This is a genomic window from Enterococcus avium ATCC 14025 (assembly GCF_000406965.1).
Taxonomy (GTDB): Bacteria; Bacillota; Bacilli; order Lactobacillales; family Enterococcaceae; genus Enterococcus_A; species Enterococcus_A avium.
Genome location: NZ_KE136368.1, coordinates 47,058 through 60,982, shown reverse-complemented (window position 1 = coordinate 60,982; position 13,925 = coordinate 47,058). Strand labels below are relative to the sequence as shown.

The window sequence follows — 13,925 nt, the reverse complement described above, 5'->3', positions numbered from 1 at the left end:
AATACTTTATTATTCCTATTTATTTTGTTGAATTTTTTCACCGTGAGTGTAAATCATTTTTTTAGTGACAATGAATATCACAAGCGCTGCTAAAACTATTACACCGCCAATTAAGAAAATATTTGCATATGTTGAAGCCGCTCCTGCTGCTGAACCGACAACACTACTACCAGACATAACACCAGAAGACATCATCCCTCCAAATACGGCAACACCAACTGACCCAGTGATAGCTTGTACCAAGTCATTGACACCTAATACACGACCAGATTCCTCAGGAGCAACTGTCAAGGTTGCTGTATCTACAATTGGTGAGTAAAAGAATGAAGTTCCAAAATAATAAATACATGGTGCAAATGCTAACGCCCAAACTTTACCGTGAGGAATAGCAAAAGCAATAGCTAACAAACCTAGACCCATAAAAGATAGCGCCATGATAATAGCAGCTGAACGACCAATTTTTTTAACAACCGGCCCACAAACGAATCCTAAAACCGCTGCCAATAAAATTGAACCAACCAACAACAGTGATACTTCTGCTGAATCAATCCCAAAAACATTTAGTCCGATGGCATTAACACCCGCGTTTAATGTGTAGCTGAAGAAGTATCCAATGAATATAACTGACATTGTTGCTATCAATGCAGGATTTTTCAAAAATTCTGGTGTGATAAAAGGATTTTTTGCTTTATTAATATAAACAATAAATAGTACTAACGTTACAACAGATGAGATAGCCCAAAACGCGTTCATATCAGTGAAAAACATCGTCATCGCACCAGCGAATGCACCAATCAAGATGAAGCCAATCCAATCAATATTTGCTCCTTCTGCACGTTCATCAGGTAAATTTTTCGCCAACGACGGAATAAATAGAACAGAAATAATTGGAACAGCGAACAACCAACGCCAATCAATTTTTGTAATGTAGCCAGCGGCAACAACACCTAAAGCTGCTGAAAAACGAAAGACAGCTACAAAAATACCATAATAGATTACGCGATTTTCTTTTGCAATATACTTTGAAACTAGAACTAAAAAGACAGAACCGGCCACTTGTCCACCAGCAGATTGTAAAACTCGAGCAATAACAACTGCCCAAATACTACTAGGTCCAAACCCAAAGCCAATGATAGAACCTAAAACAAAAATAATTACTCCAAATAATGTCATTTTTTTCAATGAAACAAAGTCACCCAGCGCTCCATAAACTACGCAGACAATTCCTAAAATAATTCCTGGAATTGAAGTGATTAAAGGAGCTAAGTTGGTGGCTCCCAACTGTTGTCCAATATTGACAAAAATCATACCAAAAGCCTGTTGTTCCAAAATACCAAATGTGAATATCAATAAAATCAATGGGATGGCTTTTTTAGCCATTCGATTCATTTTTTCAAACTCTTTACTTCCCTCTTCTGGTATTGGAACACCTATAATTTTCTCATTTTCTTTTGTTGCATCCATATTTTTATCCCCGCTTTCTTAATATATCTATATAAAGGGTGACTTCACCCATTTATCTTTGTTGAAATCTCTTTTTCTCAAAAACCTGCTGGAATTCATTCTTATTAAAAACAGGTTCTGAAAATCCTAATTTTTGTCCCACTCTTGTAATTGGCGGAGGACTTACATAACTAGCTTCTAATACTTCTGGCGAAGAAAATATTACTTCTTTTGTTCCTCTTTTTAATATTTTCCCATGCGACATAACGACGATTTGATCAAAATTTTTTACAACAAATTTCATATCATGAGTAATTGTTAGACAGAGTTGATGATTTAATTTCAATGCTTCAATAATCCTAGTTAAACGTTGATTTCCTATGATATCTTGCCCACAAGTAGGTTCATCTAATATGATTACTTCAGGATTCATCATGAGAATAGATCCGATCGTACAGAATTTTTTTCTGTCGTATTTAAATCGAATGGATGGACGGAAAGTTTATCAGTTAAACCTACTAAATCAGCAATCTTTTCTAACCTTTTATTGATTTCTTTTTTCGATACGCCTTGTTGTTTTGGACCAAATTCAAATTCTTTTTTTACACTTTCCAAAAACAATTGATTATCTGGGTTTTGAAAGACATAACCGATTTTTCGAGACCAAAAAGCCGTCGTATGTTTCTCGATGTTTTCACCATTGATTAGTACCTCTCCCTCAGTAGGTCTCAATAGACCGTTTAAATGTTTAACAAAAGTTGTTTTTCCAGCACCATTTTGACCAATAATCGCGATTGGTTCTATTCCTTCAAATATCGTATTAAGTCCATTTAGGGCAATATCTCCAGAAGGATATTTATGTATGAGATTTTTTATTTCAATCCTCATTCATCAACACCTCCTGCAACCTTTTGACAGCCTGTTCCTCAGTCAAAATAGTCGTATTGGAAAAATAGTCTTTTGTTATTTCATAAAAATCAGGAGCACTCACGCCATATTCCATTAGTCGTGGATTACTAAAAACTCCTTCTGGGGTATCATTTAGGACTAATTTTCCTTCTTTCATCACAAGAATTCTATTTGCCAAACTAGCTATTTTCTCCATGTCATGATCCACCATTATGATTGTCATGCCATTTTCATTCAACGTTTTAACCGTTTTCATAATTTGATGGCTACCCACAGGATCTAGTTGAGTAGTGCATTCATCTAAAATCAAAATCTGAGGCTCTAAAATAATTGCAGCAGCAAGAGCAACTCTTTGTACTTGTCCTCCTGAAAGCTCTAACGGATTTCTATTTAATAAGTCAGTAATCTGAACTATTTCAGCTACTCTATTGATTTTTTCGATCATAGTTTCTTTGGTTAACCCTCTATTTCCCAACCCAAAAGCTAATTCCTCACTTACAGTATCAGCTGTATAGGATAGTTGATTAAACGGATTTTGAAAAACTAGACCGACTGTTTGTGATAACTCACCGACTCCAATTTCCGAGATACTTTCTCCCTTAACCCTTATTTCTCCATCTGTATGACCAATAAAATAATTTGGAATTAATCCTGATAATGCATTACACAAAGTTGATTTTCCAGCACCATTTGCTCCTATTATTGCAACAAAATCTCCTGATTGAACTTCGAAACTTATGTTCCTTAAAGCTGCATTTGGAGCTTCATTGTAGCGATAAGAAAAATCTATTGATTCAACTAAGTTATTCATCTAATCACCTCACTAATTCCAAAATCGAACAATCAAACATATTAATAAGAAAAAAATGGAAAAACCTTTTAGAAAGGTATCGCTAGGTTTATGTTTCACTTCGATTAGTGTTGTTGGTTTGATTCCTTTAATACTAAAGCCCCTTGTCTCAAGGGTCATCCCTCTCTCTTGGGCATCTGTCAAAGAAGATAGAACAACTGGTCCTATTAACGGTAGAAATGCTTTCGCTCGTTGTAAGAAAGAACCTGTTACTTCAACACCACGAGATTCTTGTGCTTCTTGAATAATTTTCACTTTTCTTTGCATTTGTGGAACAACATTGAGGCTAGCCAAAATAAGATAGCCGATTTTCATATTTAGACCCGATTGAGTTAATGCCGCAACTGTTTCTGAATTTTTAGTTGAGTTTAAAAAAAGATAAAATGTTGTCAAAAAGACCAATAAGGTAGAAGAAATTTTTAAAGCATACATGGTTCCTTCTAAACCGAGGCTAGCAAACCCTAAATCAGCTATGATTATCGTATTTTTAGGACTATATAATCCTTGGATAAAAAGTAACATCAACGTAACTGGGATTCCGAAGCCCAGTATCAATAAACTAACTTTTCTACCTGTTCCCATGAAAAAAGAGAGAATCAGAATAATCACTAACAAATAGTATCCTAAAAAAGAACTGGGATAGATCATACAACCTATGCCTAAACTTAGGACTAGTATTAATTTAGTAATTGGATTTAACTCTCTAATAAATCCATATATTTTATTATCCTTCTTCACAAAATCTCACCTTCAGTTTTTCATTTTTCTATTTGTCAACGGAGCATTGTCCAAAGGCGCATATTGACTAGAGAAACGTTTGGGTATTTTTTTTACCAACCAATAGACGATTAGAAAAACTAATCCCTTATCGATTAAATTCTCTATTATTGATGTTGAAAATACAGAAAGAACGATTTCTTTTGTAGCCGCTATCAATGCTGCTGTTGCCAGTGAACTTGTGTTAATTCCTGTTGCCCCACCATATACAAAGATAGTGATTAAAGATGATGTAAAAGAATTCGTCAACGTACAGGCTAACCAAGTGAATATCGCTCCACCAATGTTCTTAAAAAAGCCAGCCATTACTAAATATCCTGTTACTAATCCACATAAGATACTGACAAGTGCATAAGGGAAAAAAACTGGATTTGTCACAATTGCCAAAAATAGATTAGTGATCAGACCGCAAAGCGCTGCTACCCAAGGGCCGGCCAAACATGCTACTAAAACGGTACCAATCATATCTAGAAATAGTGGTAACTTTAACGCTGAACAGAGTGTGCCACCAATCAAGTTGATTCCAACAGCGATTGGTATCAATACAAGTACCTTTGTCGAAAAATTCCTATGGAGAAATGCTTGAAAGTATTTTTTCATTGTAGTTCCCCTTTTTAAAGTGTGATAAAATCAATTTAAGAAAACATTTTCGGAAAACGTTTTCCTTGATTAGAATTTATCACCGCATAACAAATTTGTCAATATAATTTTTTGAAGCACGAAATTTTTGTTCTTTTTATTCAAACACACTTGACCCTTTTTGAATTGGTTGAGTATGATGAAAAGAAAGATAACGAGGATAAAGGAGAAGTATATGAATATAAGAGATATTGCAAAATTAGCTGGAGTATCTGTATCCACGGTTTCAAAGATCGTAAATAAAAAAGACGCCAGTATTAGTAAAGAAACTCGTGAAAGGGTTTTAAAAATAGTTCATGAATACAATTACACTCCCTATTCATCTACCATTAACTCCACTACAACTACTGGTTCAATTGGTATATTGATTAATTCAGATAAATATACGGATAATGCCTTAAACGGAATGATTGAGTATGCACAGCAAACAGGTTATAGTCCGATAATTCTTAACAGTCTTGGTGATCACAAACAAGAACTTAGAAATATTACCTCCTTATGTACAAAACAAGTGGACGGAATAATTTGGGATCCGATAAATGAAAGCAGCTTAAAAAACTTGAAGCATATTGAAACATTAAATATTCCGCATGTGTTATTGGGAAAGTGGAAAGATGAAGCATCCTATTGGGTTCCGTATGAAGAAATTTCCTATTTTCTAACAGAACAATTGATTGAAAAAAAACACAAAAGAATCGCTTGTATTGTACGAGAAGATAAAAGTAAAGAACATTTTATTAATGGGTATAAAAAAGCTCTTTTTAAGTACAATTTGAAGTTCAATGATTCAATGATCATCAATACATTAGATTTTTCTATCAATGATTTTATTATTGAAAAACAAATTTCTGGGTTCGTATCTGCTGATTTTTATAAATCAATTGAGCTCTACAATTTGACCATGCAAAGTGGTCTAAAAGCACCTAATGATTATTCATTACTTTCGATTCGTAATGATACAGATATAGAATTTACGAATTATCAAAATTCTCTTTCAACAGTCACTATCAACAAAACAGATTTTGGAGCTCATATATGTCAAGCGCTCATCAACCTGATTACAAAAGCAGAAGAGCCAAAACCATTTAATGAAAAAATGGTTTTGGCTAATACAAAATCAATTGGAATTCCAGCAGAAAATGAACGCTCTAAAGTTCTCGTTGTTGGAAGTATAAACATGGATACTTATCTCTATTCTTCGAAGCTTCCTCATAACGGTGCGACAAATTTTCTATCTAATCTGAGTAAACGTCCAGGTGGAAAAGGATTAAACCAAGCAATTGGAACTGCAAAACTCGGACATCAGGTTCGTTTGATTGGCTGTATAGGAACAGATAGTGACTCAAATACAATGTTTCAAGAGCTCAAGAAAAATAGTGTAGATACTGAAGGCATCACACGCTCAAACGAGACAGAAACAGGTCAGGCTTATATTTCTGTAGAATCTAGCGGTGATTCAATGATCTCAATTTTACCCGGAGCGAATGCAGAACTATCGCCTACATTTATCAAAAATAAACATAAGCTATTCTCTAACGTGAAATATTGTCTCGTACAAACAGAGATTCCAATTGATGCTGTAGAAATGACTTGTACATTAGCTACAGAAAATGCGGTTAAAACAATATTGAAACCTTCTGCTTCAAAAAAAATACCTGATTCTCTTTTAGCTAAGGTGGATTATCTCATTCCAAATGAGGAAGAATTAACTTCATTATGCCCCGATTACAAAACGATTGAAGAAAAGGTTGATTTTTTAATTTCCAAAGGTGTCGGAAACGTTATTGTTACTTTAGGTAAAAATGGCTGTTTTCTTAAGAATTCTAAGCAAGGAAAATATTTCCCTGCTACCAACTTCTCCGCTGTTGATAGCACTGGAGCAAGCGATGCATTTATTAGTGCATTGTCTGCATATTTGTTACGAGACTACTGTTTGGAAAAAGCTATCCAAATTGCTATTTATGCGGCAGGATTTCTAGTCTCACGTGATGGTATTACAACAGCTCTCGTTGATCGAACAACACTAGAAAGTTACATTGCTAAAAAAGAACCTCAACTATTGTTAAAAGATTAATTCTTTTCTTTGATCGGATTTATCTCCTTGAAAATACTCTTTTACATTCGTATTGAATTCAAGATTTGTCTTTTTCCGAACAATTTATATACGCTAATACGACAATAGATGAAAAAAGCGAGTGGTTAGCTAATCAAAACTCATATCTTAACTACTCGCGTTATAAAAGAAACGGCAAAATCGCCGTTTCTCAGACTGTAGACAAAAGACGTCTCGAACTCGTAATTTGAGTTTGAGACGTCTTTTTATCTGATTTCTTTCGAAATTTTGAACAAAAAAATAAAGGCTCCTTGCCTTTCCATAGCCAGGTGGCTAATTTCTTTAAATTCATTGCAGCAAACACTAGCATCGTATGCGTCGCGACTTTTTCCAAGCCTCGATACTTGGTCCAACGCATCCCATGCTTTTCTTTTGCATCCGCAAATATTCGTTCAATCGTTTGTTTCCGTTTTTTGTAAATTGATTTATTCAGATCCGTTAGGCGAAGATGTTCCACTTCATCCATCAGATCTCCCCAAACATGTCTCGTGATGACTCGTTGATGATTTTTACTTTTGGTACATTGGTTTAGCAGAGGACAGTTCACACATTCTTTTGGATTGGATTTGTATTCTCGGTACCCTTCTCGATTAACCGTTGAAAAAGCGAGCATTTGATCTTGCGGACAAATGTAACAATCATAATACTCGTCATAGAGAAACTCGTTTTTTGATAATAACCCCTTTTTCCCTTTGGGCCTTGAATAAGGCAAACAAGGTCGAAGGTTCAAATGAGTCAAAAAGTGAACAAACTTAGGTGTCTTATACCCAGCATCAGCGACAACACAGTTGATTTCAGGAAAAAGTCTCTTCGATTGTTTGACGAGCTGAAAGGCGACTTGACTGTCATGAATATTTCCAGGAGTGATGATTGTGCTAAGAATAAATCCGTTGTCGTCGCATGAAGTATGGGCAGAATAAGCAAATTGTTTTTCTCGTTCGCCTTTGACGTAGTAGCCGCTTTCCGGATCAGCCTTACTTATTTTTCTTTCTTTCAGCTTCACTTCCTTTTCTAAGTCCAAAGTAAAAGGGCGTTTTCCGGCCTCTATTCGTTGACGATTGATCTCATCTTCTAATTCATCCTGATAGGCTTTCGCTTCATCATGGGTCATTTCTTTCGTAAACTTATGTTTATTGGCGTTAGCTTTGATGTGGGTAGAATCAAGATACAAATTATCCTCTGTTACAAAACCTGCTTTAACTGCTTGTTCTAAAATATAGGCAAAAATATCCTCAAACACCGTCGTTTCTCTAAATCGGCGGACATAATTCTTTCCAAAAGTTGAGAAATGGGGGATTTTCTCCTCGAAGGAATAGCCTAAAAACCAGCGGTAAGCGACATTGGTATCGACTTCCTTAATGGTTTGTCGCATGGAACGGATACCGAATAAATACTGAATAAACACCAATTTGATCAGAATCACTGGATCGATACTTGGGCGACCTAAATCGGAGTAAGTGGCTTCGACGATTGGATAAATAAATTCAAAATCAAGCGCGGCATCAATCTTTCGAACGAGATGATCTTGAGGAACTAGATCATCAATCGTAAGCATCGCAAATTGATTTCTACCATTCGTATTGTTTTTAGACATCATAACTATCACTCCTTGCATTCGTTTTCATAAATCTATTATAAAAGAAAAGACTGTAGACATCATCCATAAAATGGACTTTGTCTACAGTCTGTTCTGAGAAACGGCAAAATCGCCGTTTCTTTTTGAAGAATATTGAAAAACTGACAGTAAAAATGTAGATTTCTCATGCAATTTTAAAACTGATTTATGATCATTTTTTACTGTCTTTTACTCTACTTTCAAAGTACATCCTATTTAAGGATATAACGATTTAAAGTATTGTTTTATCTACGTTTCAGATTTTTCAGGCAGAAAGTTGGAAAACTAAAATTTATAGCTTTTCTACTTTTCCCTCATTATTATTCTTTTCAAAATTAAAATTCTCTATCCAAAATCCGCATCTATAAGTTCGAGTAACGTTTGAATGATTAGTTATCTATTGAAACGGGTTTTACAGACCCCTCCCATTTCTTCAATATCCATTCTTGTACGTCTTCATCATGTAATACTTTGACAAGTTTTTTTACACGTGGATCATTTTTATCTTCTTTTCGTACAGCGATAATATTTCCATATGGGGAGTTGTCTTCCTCTAAAAGAATTGCATCCTTAACAGGATTCAGCTTTGCTTGATAAGCAAAATTTGCATTGATTGCTACTAGATCGCCTTCTTCATTGTTGTATGCACTAGTTAAAAGTGATGGATCAATTGAATGTTCGAATACTAAATTTTTAGGATTTTCTTCAATATCCTCAAAATTGGCCGTTTCAAGATCAACCCCATCCTTCACTTTGACTAAACCGGCATTTTGAAGAATCGTAATGATTCGACCCCAATCAGATACAGAATTAGAAGTAATGATTGTTGCACCATCCTTTAAATCTGCCACTGATTTTATTTTCTTTGAATAAAGTCCCATTGGTTCAACGTGAACAGCTCCAGCATCCGCAAATTTGTATCCATTTTCTTTTATTGCTTGCTCAAAAAAAGGAACATGTTGAAAATAATTTGCGTCAATATCGTTATCAGCCAAAGCTTTATTAGGAAGGATATAGTCATCAAAGTTTTTTATTTCCAATTTGACTCCTTCTTTTTCTAACATAGGTTTCACATACTCTAAAATCTCTCCATGTGGGGTGGGTAACGTTCCTACCACTAACGTATCTTCCTTTTTTTCATTTGTCGAAGCCTTCGTACATCCTGCTAAAACGAAGATTATCGTTAATAAAATTGAAAAAATGATTGTCTTTCTATTCATAATATTTTCTCCTTATTCATTTCTTATTTTGTCGGATTCACTCCTCTTATAGATTCTTTTAGAAGTGTCCATAATATTTTGATTGAACTACTGCAAAATGCACCCAGTTTATTAAACTAATAAAGTCAAAGACTGGCAATCCGGATACTTGTTGAATGGCATAGGAATACGGAGGAAGATCACTGCACTCAAGTAAAATCGCTCCAATTTCCGCTGACCTATTCAACTCAGTCTGTACCACCTTAACTAAATCTGCTTCCAGTTTTTGATTATCTAACTCGGTTTTCCCCCAACGAATCGGAGAAAAGCTTTCTAGAGTACCTATTTCTCGAATGATACAATCCGATAAATCTGCTCCGGATGAACGGAAAAATGCTTCATTTATATCTTTTCCGCTAGCAACTAGGGTTAGTATTTTCTGCTCTTTTTTGAGTCCTAGCTTAATAATAGGCACCTGACTGATGCTAGATAAAAATGCAGGAATATCTACAGCTTCTGAGACAGCTTCTTGAAAATGTCCAAAATAACCGCATGCCCCGACAATCGCTCGAACCCCCTGCTTCTCTAATTTTTTTGCTGCATCGATGACCTGCTCCTGAATTTGTTTACTTCCTTCAAATAGCTGTTCAATTTCAAAATCAACTACTTCATAAAGAACAGGAAAGGCGAAGGTCGTCGCATTCGCTACATTGCCGGGTATTTTAGGATAGATTAAATTGACTGCTATTATGCCAATCGCAAACCCTGAAAATGCGGTTGGAGCGACTTGAATAGTTGAAATCAAGTCTGCCTCTGTTTGAAGATTCTTGGCTTTTCTCACTCGATCACCCCGCGATTTAAATAATCCAATAACGCATTTTTGTCTAAGCTTCCAATCCCTAAATCATCTAAGGTCAAGCCTTCTTTTGAAAAATCTTGGCCAGTCATAACAGAAGCCAAAGTGATCATGCTGTCGATTACCTTCGTTTCAACGTCGAATTTTTTTCCTAATTCATGATAAACATGGCAGCCTACTGGTATATCTTCGGTAATATAGCGATCATGAATACTGAATGGACCTGTTCCAATAGCCATCTCAAACTGTTCATCAAACGGCACGATGCACTCATCTCCCATGTATTCAGGCCCCAAAATACTCGTTCGTGAAAGGAAATTTTTCTTAGGAAAACGCTGAAGATCAACACCGATTGCCTCGGCCAAAGCTACTTCTTCCAAATAAAATGCGTATTGGACTTCTGAAATCGATTCACAATAGGCATGTGAATAAATTGAGTAGGTACTTTTGTCATTTCCACCAAAAACTCTGCCCCAATTCTCCATAACTCCGACACCTAAGATTGTTCCTGGACAATGCAGAACTGGATTAACATTGCTGAATCCAATATCCAATACAGTTTTCCCTCCGATTGGTCCATCGCCTTCTGTGATGGTATCAAAGCAGCCCAGCTCTTTTGTACTTTGTAAAAATATCTCTTGATCAGTTGAAGGTAAGGAGGCCCCTCGCAAAGTAATTGCTCGGTACATTAAACTGACTTCAGGAGTCAACACCCCTCCCTCTTTGACTATTCTCGCTCCATATGGAGCACTCGACCAACCACCGATAACTACTGTTTTATTACAATTATTTTCACGCATTTTCTTTCTCAGTTTTAACGATCCAAAATTATCAGGAATAATATGAACAATCATGTTGTCCTCTAACGCAGGTACCAGCTCTTCAAAGAATGCATCATGTGCAATTGACGGAACCGCAACAATCACCAGCTTACAACCAGCAACACACTCTTTTACATTTGTGGTGATTTTATTCATTATCGCTTTGCCTGAGCGCTTGAATCCATACTTGTTGTTTTGATTCCCCGTAAGTAATATTCCCGTACGCTCTATATTTTTCAGTGTTGTTTCTGCAAACTCCGGCAAATCACAAATATTCACCTTGTTTCCACCTAAAACACAATCAGCTGCGATTGCTTTTGCAGCTGCACCTCCTCCTAAAACAGCGATTGGTGCTCCATTCATTTTTTTTTCATTACTCATTTCTCTTCCTCCTTTTTAATAGAAAACAAAAAAATCGTCCTCGATCTGTATTTAGAATACAAATCAAGGACGATAAAAATACCTTATCGCGGTACCACCTTCATTACTTGTTTTTAAAACAAGCCACTTTTCGGTTACGGAAATATTTCGATAACCTATCACTATATCGGGTGAACCCGTAGCATCTAAAGATCTCTCTCTCGATAACTAATGCTCAAAGACCATTTTCATAACGTTCGACTATCTCTTTTCACCAACCAGAGACTCTCTGAAAATCTAAAATTATTACTTTTCTTTTCATAGCTTAATTATATTTTAATTTAATAGTAATATTACTTGAGTCAATTTTAATTGTCAATACTATTTTTTCTGATATTCTACCTGAGACCCCTTTTTATGACATAAAAATTATTGTCACAATTACAAAAATAAAACTACAAAGAGTTCTATTCAATTCTCCTTAGCTGCCTGACTATAGCCGCTTTTTATTACTAGGCAGCCATTCACTAAACAGAAATTGACGCAGAAATTACTCGTTTTTGATTATTACATTTTTTCTTCATATTAATCGAATAACATATCTTAAAGACCGCTTCAAAGACAAAATTATTGTACTGTTATTTTGAGCGAACTTACAAAATCAAAATCAGCTCGCTGCGGAATTTTGATAATTCTTTGAAAAATCACTCTACTCTATGGAAGAAATCCCACACAACATTTGAATAGAATCAATTTCTCGCATCAATGTTATTCATAACTAATAACTATCTCATCTCAATTTATTAGCAATACTCACGAATCCCATTTCTAAAAATGAAAGAACCTGTAGATCAGTTAAATATTTTTCGTCTGATATAAATTTTCCCAATCACTTGTAAAATGTTCTATCGCTTGTTTTGTCGCCGCTAAATCAAAAAAATCCTCTAGTATTGCAGGCGAAAAAGTTACTGCATCAGCTCCAGATTCTATCGCTTCTGTAATTTGCATGGCATTCTTAATACTAGATGCCATAATTTTTCCGTTCAATGCATTTCTTTTTGTGTACTCTGTGGCTGAGCTGATAATGTCAAAAGGATCAATTCCGATGTTCTCAGATCGATTAGTGTAGACAGCTACATAATCTGCTCCAGATTCTAATGCTAGAAAAGCCTGTAGTTTTGTGTAAACAGCTGACGTTGTAATTCGACAATTGGCATGTTCTTTTTTTAAAATACTTAGCGCATTCAGACCAGCTTTTGAAGCCGGAATTTTTACATAGACCTCTTCACCGATTTGGTTCCAAATTCTTTTCGCATCATCGATCATTCCCTCAAGTTCTTTTGCAACGACTTGCATGTGCAATGTGCGATCATCCCCAATTATTTCAAGTGTCCTTTTCATATGAGGAATAAAATCAATTTTCCCTTCTCGTTTAATGATACTCGGTGTAGAGGTTATTCCTTTAATTGGTACTACATTCATATATTTTTCAATACTATTTAAACAAACAGTATCCAACATATACTCCATTTTTATCCACCCTATCCTCTAGATTTTCCACCAGCGATATTTGTGATAATACCGGTTAAATAGCTGGCATGCTCTGATAAATAGAAGGCAACTACTTCTGCAACCTCCATTAGTTTTCCTGCTCTACCGAGGGGTATACTAGAAGCTTTTACATAGCCTTCTCTCAATTCTTTTGGTGATATTCCTCGAACAAAAGCTAAGGTTTCTTCATACTTTTCAGAACGCAGATCCGTTTCCTCCATAATTCCTGGCGCTACTCCTAATACTCGGATATTATATTTACCTAACTCCTTTGCCCAAGTACAAGTCATGCTATTAATAGCTCCCTTTGTACCTACGTAAAAACCTTGTCCGATTGATCCTTCTATAGCACTTTCAGTCGACATGTTTATAATCACTCCAGAATGCTGCAGAACCATCTTACGCGCCACTGCTTGACTCATCAGAAATACACTTTTCTGATTAACTGAGACAGTCCGGTCAAATAGCTCCTCGGTTAATTCATACTTCCCAGTGTTATCAGGATTTATTAACATGCCCGGTAACGCTATCCCTGCATTATTTACCAGACCATCAATTCGCCCAAATTTCCGAAAGACATGAGCTACTTGCTGCTCTATCTCAGTTTTTTTTGATACATCAACTTTATAAAAATAATAATTTTTTTGTTTAAGTTGATTGGCACTCTTTAAATCGAAATTCACCACTTGTGCATTGTTTTCTATCAAATATTTAACGATGCTACGCCCGATTCCGGCAGAACCACCTGTTACAATAATTACCTTATTATCTAAACCCAACCAACTTTCCATG

The 13,925-nt window shown here is 35.6% G+C and carries 13 protein-coding genes and 1 other annotated feature; of the genes, 1 reads left to right on the top strand and 12 read right to left on the bottom strand.

Annotation, left to right across the window (positions count from 1 at the left end; genetic code table 11):
• Positions 1-15 precede the first annotated feature (15 nt).
• The 6 genes from OMU_RS21125 to OMU_RS21100 are packed head-to-tail and all read right to left on the bottom strand — an operon-like array spanning position 16 to position 4,579.
• Positions 16-1,464: an MFS transporter gene (locus OMU_RS21125; RefSeq protein ID WP_016181879.1), complete on the bottom strand. Its 1,449-nt coding sequence runs from the start codon at positions 1,462-1,464 to the stop codon at positions 16-18.
• Between the two features lie 52 nt (positions 1,465-1,516).
• On the bottom strand, positions 1,517-1,879 hold the full coding sequence (locus OMU_RS23610; RefSeq protein WP_016181878.1) for an ATP-binding cassette domain-containing protein: 363 nt from the start codon (positions 1,877-1,879) through the stop codon (positions 1,517-1,519).
• On the bottom strand, positions 1,876-2,331 hold the full coding sequence (locus OMU_RS23605; protein ID WP_016181877.1) for an energy-coupling factor ABC transporter ATP-binding protein: 456 nt from the start codon (positions 2,329-2,331) through the stop codon (positions 1,876-1,878). The genes OMU_RS23610 and OMU_RS23605 overlap by 4 nt, the downstream gene beginning before the upstream one ends.
• The gene (locus OMU_RS21110; RefSeq protein ID WP_016181876.1) at positions 2,321-3,163 is read right to left on the bottom strand and encodes an energy-coupling factor ABC transporter ATP-binding protein; all 843 of its coding nucleotides are present in this window, start codon (positions 3,161-3,163) and stop codon (positions 2,321-2,323) included. Before OMU_RS21110 ends, OMU_RS23605 begins: the two co-directional genes overlap by 11 nt.
• A 12-nt stretch (positions 3,164-3,175) precedes the next feature.
• Positions 3,176-3,940: an energy-coupling factor transporter transmembrane component T gene (locus OMU_RS21105; RefSeq protein ID WP_016181875.1), complete on the bottom strand. Its 765-nt coding sequence runs from the start codon at positions 3,938-3,940 to the stop codon at positions 3,176-3,178.
• 12 nt (positions 3,941-3,952) lie between these two features.
• Positions 3,953-4,579, bottom strand: a complete 627-nt coding sequence (locus tag OMU_RS21100; RefSeq protein WP_016181874.1) for an ECF transporter S component — start codon at positions 4,577-4,579, stop codon at positions 3,953-3,955.
• A gap of 214 nt (positions 4,580-4,793) precedes the next feature.
• Between OMU_RS21100 and OMU_RS21095 the strand changes: the two genes are divergently transcribed.
• Positions 4,794-6,692: a PfkB family carbohydrate kinase gene (locus OMU_RS21095; RefSeq protein ID WP_016181873.1), complete on the top strand. Its 1,899-nt coding sequence runs from the start codon at positions 4,794-4,796 to the stop codon at positions 6,690-6,692.
• A gap of 190 nt (positions 6,693-6,882) precedes the next feature.
• Here the strand turns inward: OMU_RS21095 and OMU_RS21090 are convergent, their stop codons facing one another.
• The 6 genes from OMU_RS21090 to OMU_RS21065 all read right to left on the bottom strand — a co-directional run bounded on the left by OMU_RS21090 (position 6,883) and on the right by OMU_RS21065 (position 13,924).
• Positions 6,883-8,328 carry an IS1182 family transposase gene (locus OMU_RS21090; protein WP_016181586.1) on the bottom strand — a complete coding sequence of 482 codons (1,446 nt, stop codon included), beginning with the start codon at positions 8,326-8,328 and terminating at the stop codon, positions 6,883-6,885.
• A 407-nt stretch (positions 8,329-8,735) separates the two neighbouring features.
• Entirely contained in the window at positions 8,736-9,566 is an 831-nt protein-coding gene (locus OMU_RS21085; RefSeq protein WP_016181872.1) for a MetQ/NlpA family ABC transporter substrate-binding protein, read from the bottom strand.
• 58 nt (positions 9,567-9,624) lie between these two features.
• Positions 9,625-10,386 carry an aspartate/glutamate racemase family protein gene (locus tag OMU_RS21080; protein ID WP_016181871.1) on the bottom strand — a complete coding sequence of 254 codons (762 nt, stop codon included), beginning with the start codon at positions 10,384-10,386 and terminating at the stop codon, positions 9,625-9,627.
• Entirely contained in the window at positions 10,383-11,603 is a 1,221-nt protein-coding gene (locus tag OMU_RS21075; RefSeq protein ID WP_016181870.1) for an NAD/NADP octopine/nopaline dehydrogenase family protein, read from the bottom strand. The genes OMU_RS21080 and OMU_RS21075 overlap by 4 nt, the downstream gene beginning before the upstream one ends.
• 62 nt (positions 11,604-11,665) lie before the next feature.
• Positions 11,666-11,913: a binding site (T-box leader), on the bottom strand.
• Between the two features lie 524 nt (positions 11,914-12,437).
• Entirely contained in the window at positions 12,438-13,112 is a 675-nt protein-coding gene (locus OMU_RS21070; RefSeq protein ID WP_016181869.1) for a fructose-6-phosphate aldolase, read from the bottom strand.
• A gap of 11 nt (positions 13,113-13,123) precedes the next feature.
• Positions 13,124-13,924: a sorbitol-6-phosphate dehydrogenase subunit gene (locus tag OMU_RS21065; protein WP_016181868.1), complete on the bottom strand. Its 801-nt coding sequence runs from the start codon at positions 13,922-13,924 to the stop codon at positions 13,124-13,126.
• Between the last annotated feature and the right edge of the window lies 1 nt (position 13,925).

Coding starts and splice junctions, on each gene's coding strand:
- OMU_RS21125 (WP_016181879.1), bottom strand. CDS start 1,464: ATGGATGCAACAAAAGAAAATGAGAAAATTATAGGTGTTCCAATACCA.
- OMU_RS23610 (WP_016181878.1), bottom strand. CDS start 1,879: ATGATGAATCCTGAAGTAATCATATTAGATGAACCTACTTGTGGGCAA.
- OMU_RS23605 (WP_016181877.1), bottom strand. CDS start 2,331: ATGAGGATTGAAATAAAAAATCTCATACATAAATATCCTTCTGGAGAT.
- OMU_RS21110 (WP_016181876.1), bottom strand. CDS start 3,163: ATGAATAACTTAGTTGAATCAATAGATTTTTCTTATCGCTACAATGAA.
- OMU_RS21100 (WP_016181874.1), bottom strand. CDS start 4,579: ATGAAAAAATACTTTCAAGCATTTCTCCATAGGAATTTTTCGACAAAG.
- OMU_RS21095 (WP_016181873.1), top strand. CDS start 4,794: ATGAATATAAGAGATATTGCAAAATTAGCTGGAGTATCTGTATCCACG.
- OMU_RS21090 (WP_016181586.1), bottom strand. CDS start 8,328: ATGATGTCTAAAAACAATACGAATGGTAGAAATCAATTTGCGATGCTT.
- OMU_RS21085 (WP_016181872.1), bottom strand. CDS start 9,566: ATGAATAGAAAGACAATCATTTTTTCAATTTTATTAACGATAATCTTC.
- OMU_RS21075 (WP_016181870.1), bottom strand. CDS start 11,603: ATGAGTAATGAAAAAAAAATGAATGGAGCACCAATCGCTGTTTTAGGA.
- OMU_RS21070 (WP_016181869.1), bottom strand. CDS start 13,112: ATGGAGTATATGTTGGATACTGTTTGTTTAAATAGTATTGAAAAATAT.
- OMU_RS21065 (WP_016181868.1), bottom strand. CDS start 13,924: ATGGAAAGTTGGTTGGGTTTAGATAATAAGGTAATTATTGTAACAGGT.